The sequence below is a fragment of the Marinobacterium arenosum genome (assembly GCF_019795155.1).
Lineage (GTDB): Bacteria > Pseudomonadota > Gammaproteobacteria > Pseudomonadales > Balneatricaceae > Marinobacterium_C > Marinobacterium_C arenosum.
Window position 1 is genome coordinate 18317 of record NZ_JAILYN010000003.1, and the last position, 26986, is coordinate 45302.

Consider the following 26986-nt stretch of genomic DNA (forward strand, 5'->3'; position numbering starts at 1 on the left):
TCCCGACTGCTCGCAAGACGCTTAACCGGCCGGGTTATCGAACAGCTAGTAACGGTGATTTATGTTGAACTTTGATGGCTATGCACCCGCCGTACTGGACGGTGCACTGCTGACGATTGAAGTGGCGCTGGCCTCGCTGGTGATGGCAACGCTGCTCGGCATCCTGGGGGCGTTGGGCAAGTTGTCGCGCAAGCCGCTCCCGCGCCGGCTCGCGGCGGGCTACACCACGTTGATACGCAGCATTCCCGACCTGGTGCTGATGCTGCTGATCTACTTCGGCGGCCAGGCAGTGGTGAATCAGGCCGCCTACGCGGTCGGTTATGAAGACTACATCGAGATCAGCCCGTTCGTGGCGGGTGTCGGCACCATCGGTTTTATCTTCGGCGCCTATCTGGCCGAGACCTTTCGCGGCGCCATCCTGGCGGTACCGCCGGGCCAGCTGGAAGCCGGCTATGCCTACGGTATGAGCGCCTTTCAGGTGTTCCGTCGCATCCTGTTCCCGCAGATGATGCGCCACGCCTTGCCGGGCTTCGGCAACAACTGGCTGGTACTGCTCAAGACCACCGCGCTGGTATCGGTGATCGGCCTGGATGACATGGTGCGCAAAGCTTCGCTGGCGGCCGGTGCGACACAGAAGCCCTTTACTTTCTACCTGCTGGTGGCCGGCGTGTTTCTCGCCTTCACCACCCTCAGCACCCTGTTGCTGCAGTGGGCCGAGCGCCGCTACAGCCCTGAGTTGAAACGGAGCCTGTGATGGACTTCCTGCTGATCTTCGAAAACCTGGACCTTTACTGGCAGGGGGCGCTGACCACCGTCAAACTGGTGACCCTGTCGCTGTTGCTCGGCCTGCTGCTGGCACTGCCGCTGGCGGTGATGCGGCGCAGCGGCAATCCGTTGCTGAGATTGCCGGCCTGGAGCTATATCTACGTTTTTCGCGGCACCCCGCTGCTGATACAGCTGTTCGTGATCTACTACGGCTTCGGCCAGCTGGAGGCGATCAAGCAAAGCCTGCTCTGGCCGTTCTTCCAGGAAGCGTACTGGTGTGCATTGCTGGCCTTCACGCTCAACACCGCCGCCTACACCGCCGAGATCATCCGCGGCGCCATTGAAACCACTCCCGAGGGGGAGTTGGAGGCGGCCAGGGCGTTCGGCATGAGCCACGGCCAAATCTTTCGTCGTATCCTGCTGCCCAGCGCCTTCCGGCGGGCGCTGCCGGCCTACAGTAACGAGGTGATCTTCCTGCTGCACGGCAGTGCGGTGGCCGGGATCATCACGCTGGTCGATATCACCGGCGCTGCGCGGATCGTCAACTCCCGTTTTTACAACCCTTTCGAGGCGTTCATCACCGCGGCGCTGTTCTACATGGCGCTGACCTTTGTCGTGATTTGGCTGTTCAAGCGGCTGGAGAATCGCTGGCTCGGCCACCTGCGGGCCCGGAGCTGAGGCGCCGACCTTTTCTATCGATTGATCCTGGCTGACGAATGTTCAGCCATTTACCCGGTACCTGTCAGGGTGCCGGGCCTTTTTCATGCGCCCGCTCGAAGCGCAGGAGGTGTGATTGATGAATGAATGCGACCTGGCCATTGTCGGTGGCGGCATGGTCGGCTCGGCGCTGGGTTATGGTCTGGCGCGGGCTGGCGCCGAGGTGGTGATGCTCGATCAGGGCGACCGAGACCTGCGGGCGGCACGCGGCAACTTCGGCCTGCTCTGGGTGCAGGGCAAGGGGGCGGACTGCCCGGCCTATGCGCACTGGACCCTGCTGTCGACCCGGTTGTGGCCATCCTTTGCCGAGGAGCTGAAGCAGCTGACCGGCATCGATGTCCAGTATCAACGCCGTGGCGGCATCCACTACTGCCTCGATGACCGGGAACTCAGCGACTATGCTGACGAGCTGGCCCGGCAGGCAGCGGTAAGTGACGGCGCGTTCCAGTACCAGATGCTCGATGCCCGGGAGCTGCAGGCGTTCGAACCTAACCTGGCGCCGGACCTGCCGGGCGGCGGCTACTCGCCCAATGACGGCCATGTGAATCCATTGTTCCTGTTGCGTGCGCTGCAGGCCGGCTTCGTGACCCATGGCGGCAGCTACCGGCCACGCCATAGTGTGCAGTCCATCGAGCGGTTGGCTGACGGTTTCTTGCTGCAGACCGAACAGGGCGAGTTGCGCGCCGGCAAGGTCATCCTGGCCGCCGGGCTGGACAACCAGCGACTGGCGCCGATGCTGGGTTTGCAACAGCCGCTGCATCCGCAGCGCGGCCAGCTGCTGATCACCGAGCGGCTGCCGCCGTTGTTGAAGTACCCCTCCATCTATCTGCGTCAGACCGGCGAGGGGACCATCCAGATCGGTGATTCGGCGGAGAACAGCGGCCTCGATGACAGCAATACGGTTACCGTGATGGCGGAGCTGGCCGCTCGGGCAATCCGACTGCTGCCGGCACTGCGCCAGCGCCGCATCGTGCGGGGCTGGGGCGCGCTGCGGGTGCTCAGTCCGGACGGCTATCCGCTGTATGACCGTTCCGCCGAAGCCGGCCCCCAGGCTTTCGCATTCAGTTGCCATAGCGGCGTCACGCTGGCGGCGGCCCATGCGCTGCAGCTGGCGCCGATGCTGCTGCAAGGTGAACTGGACAGCTCGCTGTCCGCATTCTGTCCCCGGCGTTTTCAGGATTAAGCGATGTTCCAAGATGTCAGTCAACGCGCTGACCGAGCTACGGTCAGCATCACTATCGATGGCGTAATCCACCAGGTGCCCGAAGGTTACACGGTTGCCGCCGCACTGCTGGCAACGGGTCGCAATGCCAGCCGCAGCACGCTGGTGTCCGGCCAGTCACGCGGCCCCTACTGCCTGATGGGCGTCTGCTACGAGTGCCTGGTGGAGGTGGACGGTATCCCTAACCGCCAGGGGTGTATGACCGAGGTCCGTGACGGCATGGCGATCCGCCGCCAGCAGGGGGTCGGTGTCGTAGGCCAGGCGACCGAGCAGCAGGAGGTGGGTGATGGACGCTGATCTGGCGATCGTCGGGGCGGGGCCGGCCGGGATGGCGGCGGCGGTGCAGGCTCGCCAGCTCGGTTTGTCGGTGGTGCTGCTGGACGAACAGCCTCGCGCCGGCGGACAGATCTACCGCAATATCGAACGCCCAGCGCTGCGTGACCGGGCCATTCTGGGACCGGATTACTACGCCGGCGCGCAGCTGGCCGAGGCGTTTCGTGACAGCGGCTGTCGTCATATCAGCGGCGCCACGGTGTGGCAGATCACCCCGGAGGGGCAGCTGTTCTATTCCAGCGAAGGAGCCAGCGCATCGCTCAACTGCCGCCATGTGCTGATCGCCAGCGGCGCCCAGGAGCGGCCCATGCCGATTCCCGGCTGGACGCTGCCGGGGGTGATGACCGCCGGTGCCGCGCAGATTCTGCTGAAAAATCCGGGACTGGCGGCGCAGGATGCGGTATTCGCCGGCAGCGGACCGCTGCTCTACCTGATCGTCTGGCAGTACCTGCAGGCCGGCATTCGGGTAAAGGCGGTGCTGGATACCATGCCGGCCGGCAACTACCGAAGTGCTTTGCGTCAGCTGGGCGGCGCACTGCGTGGCCGGCACTATCTGATCAAGGGGCTGAAGCTGTTCAGGGAGATCAAGCGCGCCGGTATACCATTCATCCGTGGCGTAACCGAGCTGGAAGCATTGGGCGACTCCGGCAGCGGCGTCAGCCAGGTGCGTTACCGCGCCAAGGGACGGCAGGCGCTGATCGATACCCGCCAGCTGTTCCTGCATCAGGGGGTGGTGCCCAACGTCAACCTGGCAATGGCCAGCGGCTGCGAACACCGCTGGAACGACCGACAGCTCTGCTGGACGCCGAAGCTGGACCCGTGGGGACAATCGAGCCAATCCCATATCAGCATCGCCGGTGACGGCAGCGGTATCGGCGGTGCGGTGGCGGCTGCCCTGCGCGGACGGCTGGCGGTGCAGCAGATCGCCTGTCTGCTGGGTCGGCAAACGGCGGCGCAACGCGATGCCAGCAGCCGTCAGTGGCGGCGACAGTTGCAGCGCGAGCTGGCGTTCCGACCGTTTCTCGACACCCTCTATCGTCCGACGGAGCCGTTCCGCAAGCCGGTGCGGGAAGAGGTGATGGTCTGCCGCTGTGAAGAGGTGACGCTGGGTGATATCCGCGCCGCTGCAGCCCAGGGCTGTATGGGGCCCAACCAGCTGAAGAGCTTCACCCGCTGTGGCATGGGGCCCTGCCAGGGGCGCCAATGTGGCCTGACGGTATCCGAGCTGATGGCCGAGCTGAACCAACAACCGGTTGAGGACAGCGGCTATTACCGGCTGCGTGCGCCGGTGAAACCCTTAAATCTCGGTGAGTTGGCGACATTGGCCGACCCGGCCGCAACTATTGATCAGGAGACAGCGAATGAACATTGAACGCTTTGAAACCGGCCGCCGGATGAGCCGGGTGGTGGTCCACAACGGTGTGGCCTATCTGTGCGGCCAGGTCACTAAGGATGAAACCGGAGATATCCTCGTCCAGACCACGACCATGCTGGAAAAGGTGGATGAACTGCTGGCGAGCGTCGGCTCCAGCCGGGAGCGGATGTTGTCGGCCACCGTCTATCTGGCGGATATGCAGCATTTCGATGCCATGAACAGCGTCTGGGACAGCTGGGTGCCGGCCGGCCATGCCCCGGCTCGGGCCTGCGTGCAGGCCGCGATGGCTGGGCCGGAACTGCTGGTGGAAATCTCGGTGATCGCGGCGGTTTGAAGCTCGACAGCTGAGGTCACCGCAACCACCCATGCGATCTGTGCGATCAAACCGGAAGCCATGGATCGGTTGCAGGTCTGACGTAATAAAATTCCTGCGGCGGTGGCGAACGAGGGAACCTGCCCGTAAGCAATGCAAAAATTGACGGCCCAGAACCCCTCCGCATGGTGTCGGGGGACCCCGGGCCGCTGGAGGCCATTACTGGCACTCCTGTACTAAGTATAGGTATTCGGCGATTGTTCAGCTGGCCGGGCGTTTCAGCGCGATGCTGCGGCCGGCCAGCTCGGGCCAGGCGAGGGTATTGTGCAGCCGTTGCAGTTGGCTGACCTTGTCTTGAGTTTCCGGTAGGAAGGGCGCCGCCCGGTGGGCGTTCATGTCCACGTGCAGCAGCAGGGTCTCCATCGCCGCCAGCTCCAGCGCCGTTTCCGGCTGCCACATGCTGAAGAACACTCGTAGTTTCTTGCCGTCGCTTTCCAGCAGCTGGGCCCGCACCTGCAGCGGCTCGGCCTCGCCAACCTCCTGCAGGTAGTGGACCATGCTCTGCAGCGTGTAGATCGATACCTGATGTTCCTCGCGGAACGCTTCGTCCAAACCGATCTGCACCATGAATTCGTCGATCGCCTTGCTGAACACCAGCACGTAACAGGCGTCGTTCATATGGCCGTTGTAGTCGATCCAGTCGGGGCTGACGCGCCCCTCGTATACCACCAGTGTTTCTGTCATCAGTGGATCACTCTTGCTGATTGTTGGGGAACCTGTGAATAAGTCCCTTATGTTCTCTGCGGGCTCTAGAACGGCCAGATGCACGAAAGGCAGCGCAGCGGAATGACGCGTCCTTTCCAAGCTGCCTGACAAAGCAGATGGCCGTTATAGGGCCCGCCCTCCGGGGCTTTCGGTGGTCCGGCACCCGGGCGAGCAGAGCTCTGCGTTAACGATTTACGTCCGGCCGGCGCTCCGGGGACAACCAGTACGCCTGTAATCGTTGCCTTTATGCCCTTGCGTGTGGGTATTGATCTCTGGTCGCTCCGAAAGCCAGAGGCCCAAGGGACTTGTTCACAGGTTCCTTAGTTCTTATCGTCACAGGAAGATTTGAAGGATATTAATGATCAGTCAATGGAAGGATTTGCCTATATCCGAATACCAAGTGTTAAATATCGACGGATTATGACGATAACAAAAATTGCCGGTTGGCCGGCCGAGGTGGCAGATGTTCGGTAACCGTCCGCTGAAATACCCCCAGACGATCAGTTTCCTGCTGGTGCCCGGCTTCTCGCTGTTCGGGCTGACCTCGATGCTCGACCCGCTGCGCCACGCCAACCGGGCCAGCCAGCGAGAGCTGTACCAGTGGCAGTTGATCTCGGAACCGGGCGGGCTGGTCACCAGCAGCGATGGCATCGAGATCATGAGCCAGTCCAGTATCCGCGATGCCGGCAAGTGCGAAACGCTGATCGTCTGTGCCGGCGAGCAGCCGCAGGCGCAGGTGACGCCGGCGCTGCTGAGCTTTATCCGCCAACAGGCCGGTTTCGGTGCCGATATCGGCAGTCAGGATACGGCCACCTATCTGCTCGCCGCGGCCGGTATTCTGGATGGCTACCGCACCACCATGCACTGGGAAAACCTGCAGAGTACCGCCAATGAGTTTCCGGGTGTCGAGATCGTGCAGGAACTGCTGGTGGTCGATCGCAACCGCTTTGCCTGCCCCGGCGCGCTGTCCGGACTGGATATGATGCTGCACCTGATCTCCACCCAGCATGGCCACGGTCTGGCCACGGCGGTGGCCGACGAGCTGATCTACACCCGTAAACGGGCCCATACCGATCCGCAGCGGACCTCGCTGCAGCAGCGGCTCGACAGCCGCAACCCGAAGCTGGTCAACGCGGTCCAGCTGATGGAGCGCAACCTGGAGGAGCCGCTCAGCATTCCCGAGATCGCCCAGTACCTGGATATCTCCTCCCGCGAGCTGGAGCGGCTGTTCAAGCACTACCTGCAGGAAACCCCCAACGCCTACTACCGCAATCTGCGGTTGGACCAGGCCCGCTGGATGCTGCAGCAGAGCACCGATAGCGTTACCAGTATTGCGTTCGCCTGCGGTTTCGCCTCGCTGTCCCATTTCACCCGCTGTTACCAGCAGCGCTTCAACAAGAAGCCCAGCCAGGAGCGCTGATCCTGTCCACGGAGGGCAGTGATTGGCGACTGCTGCCCCCCGAATCACCGAAAACGACCAACGGCATATCCGTTAGCGACCTCTGCTAAATGTCTTCGTTTTTAGTCAATCTATCTTCGGTATTAGTCAAAAACATCCTTCTCAGAAGCGTAGCTTGAATATCACGCCAGCGCCGGGAGCCGCATCCGGGTTCCCCGGCCGGCGCATCAAATAGCATCGAATAACAACAAAAGAGCCCAACACGCTATGAATCAGGATGTAATCATCACCTGTGCCGTCACCGGTGCGGCCGATACCGCAGATCGCAGTCCCCATGTGCCGGTCACCCCTGAAGAGATCGCCAACGCGGCGATCGAAGCCTGGAACGCCGGCGCCGCCATCGCCCATATTCACGTTCGCGATCCGGATACCAAGCAGTGCTCGCGCCGTCTCGATCTCTATGCCGAGGTCTGCGAACGGCTGCGTGCCGCCGACTGCGATCTGATCATCAACCTGACCGCCGGCATGGGCGGCGACCTCTATATCGGCCCCGAGGATAAGCCTACGGAATTCTGTCCAGAGACCGATCTGGTCGGCGGCCTCGAGCGGCTGGCGCATATTGAAGAGCTGAAGCCGGAGATCTGCACGCTGGATTGCGGCTCGCTGAATTTCGGCGACAGCAACCTGGTGTACGTCTCCACGCCGGACATGCTGCGTGCCGCCGCCGCCCGCATCAAACAGCTGGATGTCACCGTCGAGCTGGAGATCTTCGACACCGGCAACCTCTGGTTCGCACTGCAGATGCGCAAGGAGGGGCTGCTGGATGACAACGCGCTGTTCCAGCTCTGCCAGGGGATCCCCTGGGGCTGCCCGCCGGAACTGAGCCTGCTGAAGGGGATGGTGGATATGCTGCCGGCCGACAGCAACTGGACCAGCTTTGCGCTAGGCCGCCATCAGCTGCCCTGGGCGGCGCAGTCGGTGCTGCTCGGTGGCCACGTCCGGGTCGGTCTGGAAGACAACCTCTACCTGGATCGCGGCGTTTATGCCACCAACGGCCAGCTGGTCGAGCGGGCCGTCAATATCGTCGAAAACATGGGTGGCAAGGTGCTGAGTCCGGCCCAAGCCCGTGAAAAGCTGCGCCTGCGCGGCACTCAGTAATAGCCGGAGAGCTCTGATGAACCGACCACAACCAACTGACGTAACCAAAGCCGGCGTACTGGGCACCGGCGTGATCGGCGGCGCCTGGGCGCTGCACTTCCTGCGCATGGGGATGGATGTCGTTGCCTACGACCCCGGCCCCGATGCCCGCGAAAAGCTGCTGGCGATGGTCGACCATATCTGGCCGACCATGGTGAAGCTGGGGCTGCGTGAAGGCGCCAGCCCGCAGCGGCTGAGTTTTGCCGACAGCCTGGAGGAGCTGGCGACCAGCGTTCAGGTGATCCAGGAGAGCACTCCTGAGAATCTCGAAGCGAAACGCGCCCTGTTCGCCGAGCTGGACCGGCTGACGCCGCCGGAGGTTGTGATCATCTCCAGCACCTCCGGTTTCGCGATGACCGATATGGCGGTCGAGGTGGCGCAGCACGCCGAGCGCTTTGTCGTCGGCCACCCGTTTAACCCGCCCTACCTGGTGCCGTTCTGCGAAGTCTGCGGTGGTGAGCGCACCAGCCAGGCGGTGGTGGACTGGACCGCCGAGTTCTACGAAGCGACCGAGAAGAAGGTCGCCAAGATGGACAAGGAGCTGCCGGGCTTCATCGGCAACCGCCTGCAGGAAGCGCTCTGGCGCGAGGCGCTGCACATGGTTGCCAACAACGAGTGTTCGGTGGAGGACATCGACAAGGCGATCGCCTACGGGCCGGGTCTGCGCTGGGCGATCATGGGCCACTGCCTGACCTACCACCTGGGCGGTGGCCAGGGCGGCATGGCGCATCTGCTCGATCACTTCGAGGAGTCGCTGAAAGAACCCTGGACCCGGCTCGAGGCGCCGGAGCTGACCCAGCAGCTGAAGGACGACATGGTGGCCGGCTGCCTGAGCCAGGCCAACGGTGCCTCTATCAACGAACTGATTCGCGAGCGGGACGACTGCCTGATCCGCATCATGCAGACCCTGCAGGAGTATCGCGAACAGCAGGGTATCAGCCGCTGATACCCGCGCCCGCTCCGATTGTCCCCGGAGCGGGCTAATGGCCACACGGCCGCTGCTGTTGGCAGCGGTAAACCGAACAATAAAAACAACACCCGTCGGCAGACTCTATCGGTTAGCCGAGCGGTTAAAGCAGGTGAGCCAAATCATGATCGAGCAACACTCTGCCAGACCGGCGATTGAGTGCCGCAATGTCTGGAAAATCTTCGGCGACCGGGCCGAGGAAGCGCTTGAAGCGGTCAGGAGCCGCGGCCTGAGCAAAGAGCAGGTACAGGATGAATTCGATTGCGTGGTCGGGGTGGCGGATGCCTCCTTCCATGCCGACGAAGGCGAGATCTTCTGCATCATGGGGTTGTCCGGTAGCGGAAAATCCACCCTGGTGCGCCATATCAACCGACTGATCGAACCCACCGCCGGCGAGATCCTGATCGGCGACGATGATATCAACGCCTTGAACGCCGATCAGCTGCGCCAGATGCGCGCCGAGAAGATCGGCATGGTGTTTCAGCATACCGCGCTGCTGCCGCACCGTACCGTGCGTGAAAATGTCGCGCTGGGCATGGAGCTGCGCGGTGTCGACGAGGAGAAGCGCCTCGGCATCGCCGAGCAGAAGCTGGCGCTGGTGCAACTGAGCGGCTGGGAGGACCGCCTGCCGTCGGAGCTGTCCGGCGGCATGCAGCAGCGGGTCGGCCTGGCCCGGGCGATGGCCGCCGATCCGGCGATCCTGCTGATGGACGAGCCGTTCAGCGCGCTGGACCCGCTGATCCGCCGCCAGCTGCAGGACCAGTTCCTGGAGCTGTCCCGCAGCATGAAGAAAACCACCCTGTTCATCACCCACGACCTGGATGAGGCGATCCGTATCGGCAACCGCATCGCCATCATGAAGGATGGCGAGATCGTCCAGATCGGCACCCCGGAGGAGATCATCACCGCGCCGGCCAACGACTATGTGGCCGAGTTCGTCAAGGATATCTCGCGGCTGAAACTGGTGTTCGCCCATACCGTGATGCAACCGCTGGACAGCTATCGGGGAGCGGTTCCACTGACCGCCGAACACTGCCCGGTGGCCTCGCCCGAGGCCGACCTGGGCACGCTGACCGACCTAGCGATCGAGCACGACGCGCCAATCCTGGTGATGGAGGGGCAACAGCCGCTGGGCTATGTCACCCGACGTGACCTGCTGCGCGGTATCAAGGGGGACGACGGCCATGAGTAACCACGACAGTATCACCAGCAAACGAAGCCGCGAACTGGCGCTGCTGGAGCAGTTCCTCGGCCAGTCCAGCGACTATTACCTGCGCCAGTTCGAGCGCCTGTCCCATAACCGCCATGCCTTCACCTTCAACAGCGCCGCGCTGATCGCCGGACCGCTGTGGGCCGCCGGTCGCAACCTCTGGAGCCTGTTCTGGCTGGCCGCAGTGCTGGATGTGTTCAGCCTGATCTTTGTCGCGCAGGGGCTGTGGGGCGCTGAACAATATGGCAGCCGCCTCGGCCTGGGTATCCTCCTGTTCGGCCTGTTCCGCGGCCTGGTGGCGATCGTCGCCAACCCGCTCTACCACCGCTATTTCAACCGCTGGCGGATCAACACCAGCCTCAACTGCGGGGTCAGCCAGCAGCGCCGCTTGCAGGGCCTGCTGCTGATGTTGGCCACCTATCCGCTGACCATCTACCGCTTCAGCGCCGAGCAGGTGGCCAGCTTTATCGAGACCTTCCCCGGCAACCGGGAGCTGGCGCGTGTTACCGCCCATGGCATCGACGCCCTGGTCGACTGGCTGACGCTGACCTTTGAAGGGCTGTTCGACGCCATCACCCTGGCGATTCGCGAGATCCTCAACTTCCTCGAGCTGGTGTTCATCGGCACCCCTTGGCCGGTGATGGCGCTGCTGCTGATGCTGCTGGCCTGGCGGATGGCCGGTATCCGGGTGGTGCTGTTCACCGCCGGTGCGCTCAGCTACCTCGGCTTCTTCGGTTTCTGGGATAAGGCGATGAGCACCATGGCGCTGGTTGCCGCCTCGGTGTTCATCTGCTTCATCGTCGGCACCCCGCTGGGCATCTGGGCCGCCAAGAACCGTCGCGTCAACGCGGTGCTGACGCCGCTGCTGGACCTGATGCAGACCATGCCGAGCTTCGTCTACCTGATCCCGGCGATCGCCTTCTTCTCGGTCGGCAAGCCGCCGGCGGTACTGGCCACGGTGATCTTCGCGATGCCGCCGATGATCCGCCTGACCACGCTGGGTATCAGCCAGGTACCGGCATCGGTGGTCGAGGCGATGCTGGCCTTCGGCGCCAGCCCTCGGCAGATCCTGGTCAAGGCGGAACTGCCGCTGGCGGTGCCGTCGATCATGGCCGGCATCAACCAGAGCATCATGATGAGCCTGTCGATGGTGGTGATCGCCGCGCTGATCGGTGCCGGCGGTCTTGGCTACGACGTGCTGTTCTCGCTGCAGCATATGGAAGCGGGTAAAGGCCTGCTGGCGGGTATCGCCATCGTGCTCTGCGCGATGATCCTCGACCGCATCATTCAGGGCGGCCGCAACAACAACTGATCTCCAATGGCTTCGCCCAGGGCGAAGCCCGACCCAACCTCAAGCAACAGGAATAAATAATATGAATAACAAAATCCTATCCCTTGGTTTTAGTGCAGCCGTCGTGCTGGCCGCTGCCAGCTCTGCACAGGCCAAGGAAACCATCCGGATCGGCGAAGTCAGCTGGGATGCCTCGCTGGCGATCGAGAACGTGCTCAAGGTGGTGATGGAGGAAAACCTCGACGTCGACGTCGAGATCATCGCGGCCGACCAGTCGGCGATCTGGGCGGCGATGGATAAGGGCAAAGGGGCGATCGACGTGCACCCGGATGTCTGGACCTCGGCCCAGGCCGAACCCTGGCAGAAATTCGTGGTGGCCGGCTCCAAGGAATCGATCAAGTCCAACAAGACCCCCTACAACGGCACCGAAGGGCTGTTTATCACCGGCTATATGCAGGATACCTACGACATCCGCTCCGTACAGGACCTGGCCAAGCCGGAGATCGCCAAGCTGTTCGACAGCGATGGCGACGGCAAGGGGGACTACTGGCCGGGCGCACCGGGCTGGGGCGCGGTCAAGCTGAACCAGATCAAGGCCAAGAGCTACGGCTTCGACAAGTATTTCGAGCCGCTGATCGTCTCCGATTCGGTGATCAAGGCGCAGCTGAAAAATGCCGTGCGCCGCAAGCAGGGCATCCTGTTCTTCTCCTGGACACCGGAGTCGATCCACTCCGCCTACGACCTGCGCCAGCTGGAGGAACCTGAATTCACCGGTTACGCCAGTGACAACAAGAAGGATCACCCGCTGTACAACCCGAACGGCTGCTACAACTTCGTCGATACCGAAAACTGGCTGGAGGAGAGCTCGATCACCTGTAACGCCCCCAGTACCGAGGTGCATATCGCCTACTCCGGCAAGCTGGAAAAACGCGCCCCGCAGGTGGCCCGGTTCCTCAGCAATGTGGCACTGGATGCCAAGGTGGTCAGTCGGTGGATCTACAACATCGCCGAGCAGGGCCAGGACCCGTACTACATGGCGAAGGAGTGGGTCTACCAGAACCCGGACGTGGTGAAGGGCTGGCTGAAGTAAGCGTTGGCTAAGAGTAGGGCAATAGAAGGGCAAGAGGTGGGGGAGGTGAGCAGTGGTGCGCGCTCTCCCTCCTTAACGTCCGAGTGATGGGTACAGCGAGATGACGCGTAGATTCCCGCTAAGTCCTGCCATGCAGGCGTTTGTCGAGCAAACCGAAAGTTTTTATCCCGCCGAGCTGATCGACCGGGGGATTGCGGCTCAGCGCGACGCGTATGACGCGATGGCTGACTATTTCAGTCTGCCGCGTCCGCCAACCGTCGAGGTGTGGGATCAACCGCTGAATGGGGTGCCGGTACGGCGCTACCGCCCGCAAGGCGATAGCGCGGCAACGCAAATACTGTTTGCCCACGGCGGCGGCTGGTATCTGGGCGGCCTGGATAGCCATGACAGCTTCTGCGCCCAGCTGGCGCAGGACTGTCGGCGGGAAGTGATCGCGGTGGATTACCGGCTGGCACCGGAAGCGCCCTTTCCGGCAGCGCTGGATGATCTGAGCGCGGTCTATCGTGCGCTGCTGGCCGAGCAGGCTGCCGCCCCGCTGCTGCTGGGTGACAGCGCCGGCGGTAACCTGGTCGCCGCGCTGACCCTACGCTGTCGCCGGCTGGGGCTGCCGCAGGCGGTGGGGCAGGTGCTGGTCTACCCGGCGCTGGCGGTGCCGGGCAGCCTGCCATCGCATCAGGAAATGGCCGATGCTCCGCTGCTGGACCGGGCCGCTATCGAGTTCTGCTGGCAATGCTACGGTCCTCAACGCGGTGCGGTAGTGGGGGAACAGGCGCCGCTGTCGGCAGATTCCTTCGATGGATTGCCGCCGGCGGCGATCTTTGCCGCGCAGTTCGATCCGCTCAGTGACGATGCCCGTTGCTATGGCGATGTCCTGAATGCCGCCGGCGTCGATGCCGAGTACCGGCAGATCGCGGGGCTGGTACACGGGGCGCTACGTGCGGTGAATCGGGCCAGCGAGGCCGACCAGCTGTATCGGCTGATCTGTGCCGCGGTTGAACGCCTTGGCGTCGCAACCGAGTCGGCAGATGTCGCTTGTGGAGAAGGCGAAAGCCCGAGCCTGAGCGGAAATAAGGGTGAGTATTGCTACTCCCCGGATTGACAGCGTTGCCGCCACGGCAGGCAGCGTCAGGTCCGGAGATTGCCGGTCTACCGGCCGGCCTTTTTATATCCAGGGTGAATGCTATGCTCGGGCGGATGTGGCGCAGCTTCAAGCGGAGGGGAGCGCCTGGTCCGGGAATATGCCGATAACCCAACGACCCATCAGAAAAATAACAAAGGGGATACGACAAGATGCCATCGACCCGACCACAGAGTGTTGAATCAACCCAACACAGCATTTTCAAAGCGGAACTGCTTAGCCAGCACGGACTGTTCAAGCAGATGCATAAGGGGATGACCCTGACTGCCTCGCTGCTGGTGCTGGCTTTCGTACTCTTTACCGGAATCAATCCGGAGTTGGCTGGAACCCTGTTCGGCGCCGCCCGCAGCTGGATCGAATCGACCTTCGGCTGGTATTACCTGGTCACCGTCGTTCTGCTGATTGCCGTCTGTTGCTACATCGTGCTGAGCCGGCACGGCAGTATCCGGCTGGGGGATGACCACAGCCGGCCCGAGTTCAGTAACTTCGCCTGGCTGTCGATGCTGTTCTCCGCCGGTATTGGCATCGGCATCCTGTTCTTCGGCGTTGCCGAGCCGATCTTCTACCTGGATAACAGCGGTGTATTTGGCTATCCAAACAACCCCTATGCCGATATGGCCGGTGCTACCGCCATCGGCCATGATCGGGCGGTGGATGCCTTGCGGGTGACCTATTTCCACTGGGGCTTCCACGGCTGGGCGGTGTACGTGATGGTCGGCCTGTCGCTGGCCTATTTCGCCTTTCGCAAGAAACTGCCGCTGGCGCTGCGCTCGACGCTTTACCCGTTTATCGGCGACCGTATCTACGGTCCGATCGGCCATGCGGTCGATATCCTCGGCGTGCTGGGCTGCGTGTTCGGCGTCGCCACCTCGCTGGGGCTGGGCGTCAGCCAGATGGCGGTGGGGCTGGAGCGGCTGATCGGCGTCGACTCCGGCCTGACCACCCAGCTGGTGCTGATCGCGGTGATCTCAATTATCTCGATCCTGTCGGCGCTGTCCGGTGTCGGCCGTGGCATCAAGATCATCTCCGAGTGGAACATCATCATCTCGATCCTGGTGATTGCCTTCTTCATCTTCGGCGGTCCGACCGCCTGGCTGCTGAGCGTTTTTGGCGAGTCGCTGGCGGACTACCTGGCGAATTTCATCCAGATGGGGCTCTGGTTCCCGCAGGAGCAGGGGCCGGCCGACTGGCAGAAGGGCTGGACCGTGTTCTACTGGGGCTGGTGGTTGGCCTGGGCGCCCTTTGTCGGCCTGTTCATCGCCCGCATCTCCCGTGGCCGCACATTGCGCGAGTTCGTCATCGGCGTGCTGCTGGTGCCGACGATGCTGATCTTCATCTGGCTGGGTATTTTCGGCGGCACCGCGCTCTACCAGGAACTGCATGCCAGTGGCGGCCCGGGGACGGCCGGCATCATCGAGCTGGTACGGCAGTGGAACCTGCCTTCCGCGCTGTTTGCCAGCTCGGACGGGATCGCCGGCGACGGTACCCTGGGCTGGCTGCTGTCGGCGATGATGGTGTTCCTGCTGCTGAGCTGGTTCGTCACCTCGTCCGATTCCAGTACCCTGGTGCTGACCACCATCCTGTCGCTCGGCAATGAAGATCCGCCCAAGCGTTTCCGCATCTTCTGGGGGCTGATCATCGGGCTGGTGGCCGCCGCGCTGCTGGTGGCCGGCGGGCTGGGCGCCCTGCAAACGGCCAATATCGCCGCCGCGCTGCCGCTGAGCCTGGTGATCCTGCTGATGACCGCCGGGGTGCTGAAATCGCTGTTCCAGGAGGCGCGCTCGGATGAGCCCGCCTGTCCGAAACCTGCGCAGCTGCTGCAGAATGACTAGCCCGTTTTGGCTGTTGCAGTGGCTGTCGGCCAGCGGAGGATCGGCTGGCCGCTCCACTTGGAAATAGCAACCGGGAGACCTGCTATGCCGATCCCAGCGGTGGATCGGCATATCACCTCTTATGCTAATAACCTACTGCTATACTCCAGAATATCTTCAACCAAGGGGAGAAGTGGTATGGAAATCGCCATATTGAGTTCATCCGGCGTTGAGTACCTGGCCCGCTGGGGCCACTTTCTGTTTGGAGTGACTTGGATTGGCCTGCTGTATTACTTCAACTTTGTACAGACTGAATACTTTAAAGAAGCCGAACCGGCCGCCAAGGCCGATGCACTGCAGAAGCTGGCGCCGCGTGCCCTCTGGTGGTTCCGCTGGGGCGCTATGTTCACTTTCCTGACCGGCCTGATCCTGTTGTTCTACAAAGGGCCGAGTTCCAACCTTTATCTATATGCCGGCGCCCTGATGGGCATCCTGATGTTCCTGAACGTCTGGCTGATCATCTGGCCCAACCAGCAGAAGGTGATTGGCGGGGCCGAGGATGCTGCCAGCGCCGGGGCCAAGGCGGGCCTGGCGTCACGCACCAATACCCTGTTCTCCGGCCCGATGCTGTTCTTTATGGGCGCCTCGAGCCACCTGCCGGCTGGCAGTATGCCCGATGGCGCCTACTCGCTGGCCGCCGGTGCCAGTATGCCTGCGCTGCTGGTGACGGTGCTGGTAATCCTGGCGATCGAGGCCAATGCGATCTGGGGCAAGACCGGACCGATCACCACGGTGAAAGGGGTGATCGTATCGAGCCTGGTGTTGACGCTGATTCTCTATCTGATTCTGCAGTTTTTGTAGGGATTGCCTTTGCGAGCACAAGCCGGTCGGATAGCTATCCGGCCGGTTTTTTATTATCAGCGGGTGAAGCGGGTGTAGTTACGGTTTCTTTGCAGCCCGGTAGCGTTGAATAAACGCCTTGGAATAGGTTCTTCGCGGATGAGCGGGAAACATCTATATCAAGCCGCGTGGGCATAAAAACGTGCCCGTCCTGCAAGGCTCAACGTCCCGGCGGCCACTCCGGGTGTTCCGATTGATCTTCGTACGCCAGCCAGGGCAGGTCATGCGAACACCAGATATGCATCTGGGGCATTTGGCCTGGGGCCTGATCCAGGGTAGCCACCCGCGGAATCACGTGAGGCTGACCGACTCGCTCGGCCAGCAATTGCGAACCGCAACGGCTGCAGAAGTGTCGATTTTTCCCCGGTGAAGATTCATAGGTGCTTAGCAACTCTTCGCCCCGCAGCCAGCGGAAGTTTTCGCGCATCACCCCGGCGTAGCTGGCGAATGGCGCGGCATGGGCCTTCTGGCAGGTGCGGCAGTGGCAGTGGCCGATCGGTATATCGATGCTGTCGATCTGGTAGGCGATGGCGCCGCACAGGCAGCTGCCGGTCAAGGTCTCAGGCATGGTTCCCTCCGGTTATCTATCCTGACAATTGCTTGACAGCGATAATGCCAGAGAAGGCGCTGGCCGGACAGGCGGCCGGCAGGCAGATAAGCAAGCCGTAATAGGTTAATCAATATATTTGAAATTTGGCGACTGAAGTCGTCAATGTATTCATTAGTGTCAAGTGACGCTCTGGAACGACTCCGATGAAACAGTACTGATGCCGATCGATAGACTCGGCTCTGGGGCGGATCAGAGGCTGCGCAGCTGGCTCAGCTCATGCAGCAGGGTACTGAGCTGCTCCAGTTTCTGCTGCGACAGACTGTCGGTGAGCTGCTTGTAGCGCTGTTCGACCTGTGGGCTCAGGGTGTCGACCAGCTGGCGACCCTGTTCGCTGAGGCTTATACAGCTGCGGCGTTGGTCTTCGCTGGATTTACGGCGCTGGATATAACCCACCTGTTCCAGCCGGTTGAGGATGCCGGTCAGGCTGGGGCTGAGAATGCAGCAACGTTCGGCCAGCTGCTTGGATTCCAGCTCCTGGTACTCGTCCAGTGCCCGCAGGATGCGCCATTGCTGTTCGGTGACGGCGTACTCCTGTAGCAGCGGGCGGAAGAAGCTCATTGCCGCTTCACGGGCTTTCAGTAACTGGAGGGGCAGGGAGTCGTCGAATTTGCGCATCGGGCTCAGGCTTGCATCAGGCTGCTGGCAGTGGTGCTTAATATATTAACAAGTGGCCCCGCCGTCCATCTTGGCGTGGTTATGCAACCGGCAGCACTGCTTGCCCCTGCTCAGCCTTCCAGGTTGATCATCCAGGAGACGCCGAAGCGGTCGGTGACCATGCCGAAACAGGTGGCCCAGAAGGTCTCGCTCAGCGGCATCTCGATGGTGCCGCCGTCCGCCAGCGCATTGAACAGACGCTCCGCCTCGGCCCGGTCGGCGGGGGCGATTGTCAGCGAGAAGCCGCGGAACTCCGGCCCGCCTTTGCCATTGCCATCCGACATCATCAGCGTGTTGCCGCCAATCTGCACATTGGCGTGCATGATCAGTTCCGGGTCGACATCGGCACAATTGTGCGGTTCCGGGCTGTCCTTGAAGCGCATCATCAGCGGCACTTCAGCGTCCAGTGCCTGGCGATAGAACTCGATCGCCTGTTCGCATTGGCCGTTGAAGCAGAGGTAGGGTTCGATCTTCATGGGTGGCTCCCTGTGAATGCGGGCCTCGCAGACCAGGTGGTCTGCGACTGATCCGCAATGATGTTTTAGTGTAGCCGCTCTGGCAGGACGCGATGTTGCAAATCAGAGAGCCGAGATCGAACGCAGTCCTGTGGTAAATCCCGCGGTTGCTATCTCCATAGCTGCAGAATGCATGGGTTTTGGCAGCTGAGCTATGGGCCCGCTTATCTTTCTGCCTGATAGGCTACATTGGCGGATGGAATTCTGCTGCCGGGTTTGGCGAGAGAGATTTTCTTTTGAATCAGAATATCTCTTAAGGTTTTCGGCTTGTTGGTTATGATGCCCAAGACGCCGCTTTCTATATGGCTTTTCATCGTTGACTCTTTGTCGATGGTCCAAGTATAGATTGTTCCTATATCTTTATTTTCATAGTACAGGCTTGCAAAATAAATGGCGCGTTCATGTTGATCAGGAAGGAGTGCTGTGATGCCGGTTCCATAGACCCTGTTTTCTGTGATTGGGCTGAGTGTTTTGAGTAGGTTTATGGTCTCAGGAACATTATTACCCTCCTGATCTATGCTGAAATAGTAATTGCTTTTATTTGGATATTGGGTGGCTTGCTTTGCGGCGGATTTCAAGTAGGCAAAGGACTCTGATTTAGATACACCGATAATCAGATTGCCACGGTAGCCTTTGTTAAATAGTTCCTGGTTGATTAGTTTTACCGCGTTTTTGCCTTTTTCTTCTAGGTCTTTGTCTCTGGATGATACTTTGCTGTCAATGATGACCAGCGCTATATTTTTATTCTGTGCGATATGGTTAAGCAGTGTGCGGGCGTCAGTCTTTGCGCGACAGCTTTTCAAAACGCCGCAGATGTCGGTTGTTGTTTTGGCGGTGAATTCGAAACTGCAGTCGCAGGGTTGAGTTATGTTGGTGCTGTGCTGAAATGCCTCCGGCTGGTCACCCGCGAATTGAAGGTCGATCTCGATCGCATTGGCGCCGCTGGCGAGTGCGTATTCGACCGCCTCCACCGTATTGGTCATATGGGCAATGTTGAAGAAGCCCGATTCTTCATCGGCATAGGCAGAGGACAGAGCGAATACGGCCAACAAGAAGCCAAGGATTGTCAATCTCATCTCTAATCTCCAGGGGGTAATTAAAGAACAGGAGGGGGCAGCGACGGATCGCTGTCCCCTGCTTGGCAAACAGACGCTACGCGGTGGCGGTTGTCTTGGCTTTGTTAACCGAGTAAACGGTTTCTGAGGGGCCGGACGGTGATTTGATCAGCACCTGGTTGCCTTTCTTCAGAATGAAGTCGACATAATGACCCTCATCCTCCGGCCGGAGAATGTGCTGTTTGAAGCCTGCTGTGCTGCTGTCGTTCAATACGGCTTTGCTGAGCAGAGAAGGGGCCGTTTTATCCATCGGCAGATCAGTAATTGCTGTGCCAATTGCTGCTGAGATATTGATCCCGTCTTTGAGGGCTTGTTCTGCAAAATCGAAAAGGCCCCTGAAGTTATTGGGGTCCGTATAGCAGAATTCATTGTCGCTATTTATCCAGGATACCAGCCACCAGTCGCGGCCGGTGGTAAAGGCGCCGGTATTGTACATGACGTCCAGTGATTCAGTGCTGGTCTCCCCGTTCTTGATCAACTTGAAGTCTTTCTTTTGTTGATAGTTGTCGCTGTATTTGTGGGCGATGTTCGCGACGAGGATATCTTTGCCGGTCTGGTTAATGATTCGGGCTTGGGCATGTCGTTTAGTAGGCATCACAGTTTCCTTTGTAATGGCTTTGGTTTGATCTTGAATCATTGTAAAGATGGAAGGCAGGGTGGGCAGTATCAATTCGGTATCATTTTAGTATCAGCGGGGTGGCATTATTGACAGAGGGAGGGGGGCACTTTTGACAAAGATATTCGAGAAGTTAAAAAATGATCCTTCGCGGATTAGCGGGAAACATCCGCATCAGCCATAAGCTTGGCGTTGGATCCTTAGCCAGGCGCCCCTATCCGGGCACCCCTCGCCGGGCACCTCCGTTTATGCCGCCGCTGAACGTCCCGGGCGCGGCAACTGTTGCGGCGGGCTCCAACCGCGACTGGCAAGGTATAGTTCGCGTGTGTCGCCCGCGGAGCGGGCTGCTACTAAACGCGCCTCCCGTAGCGATGGGCTCCGACCGCCACGGGACTGGCGCAGACGGATAAGTGCGCCCTCCGAGCGGGCTGCGTGCAGCCTGAAACTTGGTGTCTAAAGTTCCATTCCGCGATGAACCAAAAAAAGCCGGTCTCGAAGACCGGCTTTTAAACGGATAAAGCAGAACGAAGACGCTATCAGCGCTGGAACGGGTAGACCGAGCCCAACTTGAGGATCTGGGTCAGTTCGTCCAGCGCGGTGCGGGATTCGACCAGCAGCGCCGGGTCGGCCAGGTCCGCTTCGCTGAGGCGGTCGCGGTAGTGCTTGTCGACCCACTGGTTCAGGGTGTCGAACAGGCTGTCGCTCATTCGGGTGGACTGGTTGAAGGCCGTCAGTTCGGCGTCGTTCAACACCACGCGCAGGCGCAGGCAGGCCGGGCCACCGCCGTTGCTCATGCTCTGCTTCAGGTCGAACACTTTCAGCTCGTCGATCGGGCTGTCGCCGTCGCGCAGTTCGCACAGGTAGTCCCAGACCGCCGCGTTGTTGCGGCACTCTTCCGGAATTACCAGCAGGGTGCGGCCGTCCTGCAGGCTGAGCAGCTGGCTGTTAAACAGGTAGCTGCGCACCGCATCGTCGACGGTTACCCGTGAACTCGGCACTTCGACCACCTGGAAGCCGCCGCCCAGTGCCTGGTCGAGCTGCTGCTTGATCTCGGCCTGGTTGAGGAACGCCTGCTCGTGGCAGAACATCAGGTTGCGGTTGCCGACCGCAATCACGTCGTTGTGGAACACGCCCTGGTCGATCACGTCCGGGTTCTGCTGGGCGTAGACCACCTTGGCCGGGTTCAGGCCGTGCAGCCGGGCGACCGCTTCCGAGGCTTCAATGGTGTGCCGGGCCGGGAAGTGCTTTGGCTGCGGCTTGCTGCTGTCGAAGGCGTAGCGGCCGTAAACGAAGAACTCGACGCCGGCGTCACCGTACTGGTGGCAGAAGCGGGTGTGGTTGGCGGCACCCTCGTCGCCGAAGTGTTCGGCACCCGGCAGCGCGGCATGGTGGGCGAAGCGCTGTTCATCGTTGAAGGTGGCCTTCAGAATGCGGCCGGTCACCTCGTGCTCGATGGAGCGGTGGAACTTGTTGGTCAGGTTGGCCGGCGTGAAGTGCACCCGGCCGTCAGCGGTATCGGCGCTGGGCGAGACGGTGGCGGCGTTGGCGGTCCACATGCTGGAGGCGGAGCAGCAGGCGGCCAGGATACGCGGTGCCTGCTTGGCGGCCGCCGCCAGTACCTCGGCGTCACTGCCGCCGAAGCCGAGCCGGCGCAGGGTGTGGATGTCCGGCCGCTCCTGCGGCGCCAGTACGCCCTGCACCAGGCCCATGTCGTGCAGCGCCTTCATCTTGGCCAGGCCCTGCTTGGCGGCCAGCGCCGGGTTGGAAAGCTCGGCCTGGTGGCTCTGGGAGGCTACGTTGCCGAACGACAGCCCGGCGTAGTTGTGGGTCGGGCCCACCAGGCCGTCGAAGTTTGCTTCAAATGCGTTCATTCAATCTATACCTCGCGAGGTGGCTCTGAATATGCCCGCGGGGGGAGGGCCGGCCCCGCGGGGCCGGCGGTTCAGAGCTGGCTTTAATCGATGCTCAGGCCGGGGGAGAGCGTTTTCGGCAGGTTCAGCTGGTCGGCTTCGATGCCGGCCACCGGGTAGGCGCAGTAGTCCGCCGCGTAGTAGGCGCTGGCGCGGTGGTTGCCGCTGGCGCCGATACCGCCGAACGGTGCCGCGCTGCTGGCGCCGGTGGTCTGGCGGTTCCAGTTGACGATACCGGCGCGGATGCGGCTGTAGAACTGCTCGAAACGCGCCTCGTCGTCGCCGAAGAAGCCGGCGGACAGGCCGTAGCTGGTGTTGTTGGCCTGCGCGATGGCGTCGTTCAGGTCATCGTAGCGGATCACCTGCAGCAGCGGGCCGAAGTACTCGTCGTCCGGCAGCTCGGCGATCGCCGTTACGTCGATCAGCGCCGGAGAGATCAGGCCGGTACCCGGCTGCAGCTTCTCGGCTTTCAGCAGCGGCTTGCCGCCCAGTTCGATCAGCTTGTCCTGGGCCGCCAGGATGCCGTCGGCGGCGGCTTCCGAGATCAGGCTGCCCATGAACGGCGCCGGCTCGTCGAACTGGCCGCCGACCTTGATCTGGCTGACCGCTTTCTGCAGCTGGGCCAGGAAAGCATCACCCTGTTCGCCGTTCGGCACGAACAGCCGGCGGGCGCAGGTGCAGCGCTGGCCGGAGGTGATGTAGGCGGACTGGATGGTCTCGTGAACCGCCGCCTTGATATCGCTGACCCGGTCGATGATCAGCGGGTTGTTGCCGCCCATCTCCAGCGCCAGGATCTTGCCGGGGTGGCCGGCAAACTGTTCGTGCAGCAGGTGACCGGTGCGCGAGCTGCCGGTGAAGAACAGGCCGTCCAGCTCCGGGTGGGAGGCCAGCGCGATGCCGGTGTCCTTTTCGCCCTGTACCAGGTTCAGTACGCCGGCCGGCAGGCCGGCCTGCTGCCAGAACTCGACCATCTTCTCGGCGACCTTCGGGGTCAGCTCGCTCGGCTTCAGGATCACCGTGTTGCCGGCCAGCAGCGCCGGTACGATGTGGCCGTTCGGCAGGTGGCCCGGGAAGTTGTACGGGCCGAATACCGCCACCACGCCGTGCGGCTTGTGACGCAGTACCGCGCGGGCGCCGGGCATTTCGCTGCTGCGCTCGCCGGTACGTTCGTTGTATGCCTTGATGGAGATCTCGATCTTGCCGACCATTGCGCCGGCTTCGGTGCGGGTCTCCCACAGCGGTTTGCCGGTCTCTTCAGCGATGGTGACCGCCAGCTGCTCCTTGTTTTCCGCTAGCAGCTCGCCGTAGCGGCGTACCAGCGCGCAGCGCGCTTCGAAGCCCAGGTCGGCCCAGTCGGTCGCGGCGGCGCGGGCGCTGGCAACGGCCGCGTTAACCTGCTCGGCGTCGGCGGCCTTGCCCTGCCAGATGGTGTCGCCGGTGGTCGGGTTCAGCGATGCGAATGCCGGGCCCTGGCCTTCCAGCCACTGGCCGTTAATGAAAAGTGAAGCGCTCATAATCAGAATCTCCGTCCAGAGGAGAGGGGCACCACGCGTACGGTGCTCCCCTCGGTGATGTTCAGTGCCTCGGCCACCTTGGCCGGCAGGGTGACCACGTGGTTGCCCACGGCGGTCAGCGGGGTCATGCAGCAGCGGAAATCGGTGAAGCCGGTGGTGCTGACCAGGTACAGCTCGCCTTCCGGTTCCAGCGTGCTGTCGATATGGATCTTGACGTAGCGGCTGTCCTGGATGGCGCGGATATCATTGAGCCGCGCTTCCAGAGTCGGGCCGCCGTCGAAAATGTCGATGTAGCCGGTGTAGCGCATCCCTTCGTTTTCCAGCAGCCGACGGGCCGGGGTGGTAGCCTCGTGGGTCTTGCCGATCGCCTCCTGTGCATCCTTGGGCAGCAGGTTGGTGTAGATGGTGTTCTTCGGCATCAGCTCGGCAATGAACACCTTGTCCATCGACGAAAGCTGATCGGCCTGGGTGAAGTCGATCGAGAAGAAGTGGCGGCCCAGCCCCTCCCAGAACGGAGACACGCCGTTTTCATCGGAGTAGCCGCGCATCTCGGCGATCAGATGCTCGTTGAAGCGCTGTGGAAACTCCGCCATGAACATGAAGCGCGACTTGGACAGCAGCGAGCCGTTCTTGCTGTGGCGCGCATCCGGGCTCAGGAACAGGGTGCAGAGTTCCGAGTAGCCGGTGTGGTCGTTGGTGATGGTCAGGGTGTTGATCTGGTTGTAGACCTTCAGCTCGCGCGAGGCGTGCACCAGGGTGCCGACCCGGTAGTTGTACCAGGGGTCGGACAGACCGACCGCGGCTTCGACGCCGCAGATGCCGACCACTTCGCCGCTGTCGGTGTCTTCCATCACGAACAGGTAGAGAGCTTCCTCCGGTACCTCGTCCGGATTGAAGGCCGCCAGCGCGCTCTCCAGCTTCTGCTGTACCTGACGGTCGTTGTCCTGCAGTGAGGTGAAACCCGGCCCGGTCTTGCGGGCGAGCTCGCGCAGGGCGGGGCCGTCGTGTTCCTGAATGGGGCGTACTACCATCATGGGCGGTTGTAACTCCGTCGGTTGGCCGGACCTGGCCGAGGCTCAGGTCCGGGGTGTTCAGTTCTTATTGAATGGATGTATCGGTGCGGGCGGTTCAGCCGAGGATCTGTTCATCCAGCACTATCAGCCGTACTTCACTACCGTCTTCGACCAGCAGCTTGTCGGCCAGCTCGGCGCTCAACACCGGCGCCTGCGGGTCGAGCCGGGTGGCCAGGCAGCGGTAGTCGCGCAGGCCGTTGTTGCTGACCAGTACCGGCTGCAACGCGTCGCCGGCCGGCTCGCCAACCTGTATCTTCACGTTGCGGCTCTGGCTGACGGTGCGGGTGCTGTCGATACGCGCTTCCAGGGTCGGGCCGGCGTCGAAGATGTCGACGTAGCCGTGGTAGTTGAAGCCTTCGTCCTCCAGCAGCGTCATCACCTCGGCCATGTCCGGCCGCGGTTTGCCCAGTGCCGCCTGGGCTTCCGGCGTCAGCAGCGGCACGTAGACCGGGTAGTGCGGCATCAGGTCGGCGATGAAGCCTTTGGAGTTGATGCCGGTCAGATAGTTGGCCTTGGTGAAATCCATATTGAAGAAGTGGCGGCCGAGGCACTCCCAGAACGGCGAACGGTTCTGCTCGTCGGCGATCCCCTGCAGTTCGGCGATCAGCCGGGCGGCGAACCGCTCGCGGTGCTGGGCGATGAACAGCATCCGGGCACGGGACAGCTGGTGCAGGTTGCGGCTGTTGCGGAACGCCTTGTCGAGAAACAGGGTGCACAGTCGCGACACGCCGGTGTAATCCTGGCACAGGTGCAGCGCCGGGATCCGGTTGTGGATCTGCAGTTCGTTGGAGGCGTGTACCACCTCTTCCAGCCGGTAGCTGTAGAACGGGGTGTCGATGCCGACCGCCGCGTCGATGCCGGACACGCCGACGATCTCGCCGCTGTCGGTATCCTCCAGCACGAAGTGGTAGCTTTCGCTGCCGGCCCGCTCGATCTCTTTACCGAGCGACTGCTGGGTGCTGTTGATCAGCTCGCACAGGTGGTCGCGGTTGGCCGGCAGGGTGGTCATACTGCCGCCGGAGATCACGGCCAGGCGCTCGAGCCCCTGGATATCGTTGAAGTTCAGCGGTCGCAGTAGCAACATTATCGTTCCTCCAGCCAGCGACGGTCATCGCTGGCGGCCAGTTTCATCAGCATCAGCGCGCTCAGCTTGGCGCGCTCGGTCAGGCTTTTCACTTTCAGGTACTCGTCGCTGGAGTGGATCTTGCCACCCTGCACGCCGAGGGTATCGATGTTCGGGATGCCGGCCGCCGCCAGGTTGTTGCCGTCGCAGCAGCCGCCGGTCGGCAGCCACTGCAGGCTCATGCCCAGCTGGGCGCCGCATTCGCGGGCCAGTTCGAACAGTTTCTGGTTGGCGCCGCTCAGCACCTTAGGCTTGCGACCGAAGCCGCCGTGCAGTTCGATACTGATACCGTCGCGGTCGTTGATCTCGGCCAGCAGACGCTCCAGGTGATCCAGGCACCACTGCTCGTCTTCCGGTCGCTCCAGGCGGATATTGAAACGGGAGATGCACAGCTCCGGCACGATATTGACCGCGCCGCCGCCTTCGATGAAGCCGGGGTTGATGGTCACTCCTTCACGCTGGCCGTTGAGGTCGTCCAGTTTGGCGATGAAGTCGCACATCGCGCGGATCGCGTTGCGGCCCAGGTGGTGCTCACGGCCGGCGTGTGCCGCCTTGCCGCGAACCAGCACGCTGAAGTTACCGCTGCCTTTGCGCTCGCCGGCCAGTTTGCCGTCCGGGAAGCTCGGTTCGTAGATCATCCCCAGATGCACCCGTTTGGCGGCGTCGGCGATCAGCGGTGCGGAGCCCGGCGAGCCGATCTCCTCGTCCGGGTTGAACAGGATCTCCCAGCCGATCTGCTCGGCCCAGGGGCTGCGCTCCAGCGCTTCCAGCGCCTTGATCATCACCAGCAGGCCGCCTTTCAGGTCGGCCACGCCGGGGCCGTTCAGGGTTTCGTCGTCCAGCCATGTCACCTGCTGGAACGGGTGGTCGACGGCGAACACGGTGTCCATGTGGCCGCAGAAGAAGATCTGCAGCGGCGCTTGCGGACGCTTGCGGATACGCAGTGCGTCGCCCAGCGGAAACTCTTCGATCTCGCCGCCGGCGTTCAGGTGGCGGTAGGGCGCCACCGGGATCACTTCGACTTCACCACCCAGCGCTTCGCAGTAACGGGCCAGGGTTTCGCGTACCCGGTTGACGCCGGCAGCGTTCAGGCTGCCGGAGTTGATTTCGGCCAGTTCGATGGTGTTGGCCAGCATCTCGTCGTATTGAGCGTCCAGCCATTCCAGCCAGGGGGTGAAGTCAGTCGTCATCTCTCAATCCTTTTGTGCAGTTGTAGTCATTATTGGTGATCACAGCGATAGGTTCTGTCAGTGATGCGACCTTTTTTTCATATAAGCGACCGGCGGGCAGGGGGAGGAATCTAAAGTGGCCAAATATAAAATTTGGCCGCAGGCTTCGCCGCACCTGGCAGCTCGCGCCGCGA

At 61.9% G+C, this 26986-nt stretch carries 26 protein-coding genes; 15 read left to right on the top strand and 11 right to left on the bottom strand.

The window, feature by feature from the left end:
- Window positions 1-61: 61 nt before the first annotated feature.
- The 6 genes from K6T12_RS01965 to K6T12_RS01990 all read left to right on the top strand — a co-directional run bounded on the left by K6T12_RS01965 (window position 62) and on the right by K6T12_RS01990 (window position 4746).
- Entirely contained in the window at window positions 62-754 is a 693-nt protein-coding gene (locus K6T12_RS01965; protein WP_222218967.1) for an ABC transporter permease, read from the top strand.
- The gene (locus tag K6T12_RS01970; protein WP_222218969.1) at window positions 754-1443 is read left to right on the top strand and encodes an ABC transporter permease; all 690 of its coding nucleotides are present in this window, start codon (window positions 754-756) and stop codon (window positions 1441-1443) included. The genes K6T12_RS01965 and K6T12_RS01970 overlap by 1 nt, the downstream gene beginning before the upstream one ends.
- A gap of 118 nt (window positions 1444-1561) precedes the next feature.
- Window positions 1562-2665 (top strand): NAD(P)/FAD-dependent oxidoreductase, encoded by a 1104-nt coding sequence (locus K6T12_RS01975; protein ID WP_222218971.1) that lies wholly within the window; start codon window positions 1562-1564, stop codon window positions 2663-2665.
- 3 nt (window positions 2666-2668) lie between these two features.
- Entirely contained in the window at window positions 2669-3001 is a 333-nt protein-coding gene (locus K6T12_RS01980) for a (2Fe-2S)-binding protein (RefSeq protein ID WP_222218973.1), read from the top strand.
- Window positions 2991-4409: an FAD/NAD(P)-dependent oxidoreductase gene (locus K6T12_RS01985; RefSeq protein WP_222218974.1), complete on the top strand. Its 1419-nt coding sequence runs from the start codon at window positions 2991-2993 to the stop codon at window positions 4407-4409. The genes K6T12_RS01980 and K6T12_RS01985 overlap by 11 nt, the downstream gene beginning before the upstream one ends.
- Entirely contained in the window at window positions 4399-4746 is a 348-nt protein-coding gene (locus K6T12_RS01990; RefSeq protein WP_222218976.1) for a RidA family protein, read from the top strand. Before K6T12_RS01985 ends, K6T12_RS01990 begins: the two co-directional genes overlap by 11 nt.
- A 240-nt stretch (window positions 4747-4986) precedes the next feature.
- On the opposite strand, the gene K6T12_RS01995 is transcribed toward K6T12_RS01990, so the two are convergent.
- The gene (locus tag K6T12_RS01995) at window positions 4987-5469 is read right to left on the bottom strand and encodes a thioesterase family protein (protein ID WP_222218978.1); all 483 of its coding nucleotides are present in this window, start codon (window positions 5467-5469) and stop codon (window positions 4987-4989) included.
- 484 nt (window positions 5470-5953) lie between these two features.
- Here K6T12_RS01995 and K6T12_RS02000 point away from each other — a divergent pair, with 484 nt between their 5' ends.
- The 9 genes from K6T12_RS02000 (at window position 5954) to K6T12_RS02040 (ending at window position 16454) form a co-directional block, all read left to right on the top strand.
- A complete protein-coding gene (locus K6T12_RS02000; RefSeq protein WP_222218980.1) occupies window positions 5954-6910 on the top strand; it encodes a GlxA family transcriptional regulator in 957 nt (318 codons plus the stop codon).
- Window positions 6911-7156: 246 nt separating this feature from the next.
- Window positions 7157-8047, top strand: a complete 891-nt coding sequence (locus tag K6T12_RS02005) for a BKACE family enzyme (RefSeq protein ID WP_222218982.1) — start codon at window positions 7157-7159, stop codon at window positions 8045-8047.
- Between the two features lie 16 nt (window positions 8048-8063).
- Window positions 8064-9032 carry a 3-hydroxyacyl-CoA dehydrogenase NAD-binding domain-containing protein gene (locus tag K6T12_RS02010; RefSeq protein ID WP_222218983.1) on the top strand — a complete coding sequence of 323 codons (969 nt, stop codon included), beginning with the start codon at window positions 8064-8066 and terminating at the stop codon, window positions 9030-9032.
- Between the two features lie 145 nt (window positions 9033-9177).
- Window positions 9178-10245, top strand: a complete 1068-nt coding sequence (locus K6T12_RS02015; protein ID WP_222218985.1) for a quaternary amine ABC transporter ATP-binding protein — start codon at window positions 9178-9180, stop codon at window positions 10243-10245.
- Window positions 10238-11575, top strand: coding sequence for an ABC transporter permease (locus K6T12_RS02020; RefSeq protein WP_222218987.1), 1338 nt, complete (start codon window positions 10238-10240; stop codon window positions 11573-11575). Before K6T12_RS02015 ends, K6T12_RS02020 begins: the two co-directional genes overlap by 8 nt.
- A 61-nt stretch (window positions 11576-11636) precedes the next feature.
- On the top strand, window positions 11637-12644 hold the full coding sequence (locus K6T12_RS02025) for an ABC transporter substrate-binding protein (RefSeq protein WP_222218989.1): 1008 nt from the start codon (window positions 11637-11639) through the stop codon (window positions 12642-12644).
- A 100-nt stretch (window positions 12645-12744) separates the two neighbouring features.
- Window positions 12745-13743 carry an alpha/beta hydrolase gene (locus K6T12_RS02030; protein ID WP_222218991.1) on the top strand — a complete coding sequence of 333 codons (999 nt, stop codon included), beginning with the start codon at window positions 12745-12747 and terminating at the stop codon, window positions 13741-13743.
- A gap of 191 nt (window positions 13744-13934) precedes the next feature.
- Complete coding sequence (locus K6T12_RS02035; protein WP_222218993.1) at window positions 13935-15614, top strand: BCCT family transporter; 1680 nt, start codon at window positions 13935-13937, stop codon at window positions 15612-15614.
- 177 nt (window positions 15615-15791) lie between these two features.
- The gene (locus K6T12_RS02040) at window positions 15792-16454 is read left to right on the top strand and encodes a urate hydroxylase PuuD (protein ID WP_222218995.1); all 663 of its coding nucleotides are present in this window, start codon (window positions 15792-15794) and stop codon (window positions 16452-16454) included.
- A gap of 199 nt (window positions 16455-16653) precedes the next feature.
- On the opposite strand, the gene K6T12_RS02045 is transcribed toward K6T12_RS02040, so the two are convergent.
- The 10 genes from K6T12_RS02045 to K6T12_RS02090 form a co-directional block, all read right to left on the bottom strand.
- The gene (locus tag K6T12_RS02045; protein ID WP_222218997.1) at window positions 16654-17061 is read right to left on the bottom strand and encodes a GFA family protein; all 408 of its coding nucleotides are present in this window, start codon (window positions 17059-17061) and stop codon (window positions 16654-16656) included.
- 231 nt (window positions 17062-17292) lie between these two features.
- Window positions 17293-17718, bottom strand: coding sequence for a homoprotocatechuate degradation operon regulator HpaR (gene hpaR / locus K6T12_RS02050; protein ID WP_222218999.1), 426 nt, complete (start codon window positions 17716-17718; stop codon window positions 17293-17295).
- A 110-nt stretch (window positions 17719-17828) separates the two neighbouring features.
- The gene (locus K6T12_RS02055) at window positions 17829-18233 is read right to left on the bottom strand and encodes a VOC family protein (RefSeq protein ID WP_222219001.1); all 405 of its coding nucleotides are present in this window, start codon (window positions 18231-18233) and stop codon (window positions 17829-17831) included.
- A 203-nt stretch (window positions 18234-18436) separates the two neighbouring features.
- The gene (locus tag K6T12_RS02060; RefSeq protein ID WP_222219003.1) at window positions 18437-19348 is read right to left on the bottom strand and encodes a hypothetical protein; all 912 of its coding nucleotides are present in this window, start codon (window positions 19346-19348) and stop codon (window positions 18437-18439) included.
- Window positions 19349-19424: 76 nt separating this feature from the next.
- A complete protein-coding gene (locus tag K6T12_RS02065; RefSeq protein WP_222219005.1) occupies window positions 19425-19982 on the bottom strand; it encodes a hypothetical protein in 558 nt (185 codons plus the stop codon).
- A gap of 557 nt (window positions 19983-20539) precedes the next feature.
- Complete coding sequence (gene astB / locus K6T12_RS02070; protein WP_222219007.1) at window positions 20540-21874, bottom strand: N-succinylarginine dihydrolase; 1335 nt, start codon at window positions 21872-21874, stop codon at window positions 20540-20542.
- 83 nt (window positions 21875-21957) lie between these two features.
- Window positions 21958-23427 carry a succinylglutamate-semialdehyde dehydrogenase gene (gene astD / locus K6T12_RS02075; RefSeq protein ID WP_222219009.1) on the bottom strand — a complete coding sequence of 490 codons (1470 nt, stop codon included), beginning with the start codon at window positions 23425-23427 and terminating at the stop codon, window positions 21958-21960.
- Window positions 23428-23429: 2 nt separating this feature from the next.
- Window positions 23430-24461, bottom strand: coding sequence for an arginine N-succinyltransferase (gene astA / locus K6T12_RS02080; RefSeq protein WP_222219011.1), 1032 nt, complete (start codon window positions 24459-24461; stop codon window positions 23430-23432).
- A gap of 94 nt (window positions 24462-24555) precedes the next feature.
- Window positions 24556-25584, bottom strand: coding sequence for an arginine N-succinyltransferase (gene astA, locus K6T12_RS02085; protein WP_222219013.1), 1029 nt, complete (start codon window positions 25582-25584; stop codon window positions 24556-24558).
- Window positions 25584-26813, bottom strand: coding sequence for a hydrolase (locus tag K6T12_RS02090; RefSeq protein WP_222219015.1), 1230 nt, complete (start codon window positions 26811-26813; stop codon window positions 25584-25586). The genes astA (K6T12_RS02085) and K6T12_RS02090 overlap by 1 nt, the downstream gene beginning before the upstream one ends.
- Between the last annotated feature and the right edge of the window lie 173 nt (window positions 26814-26986).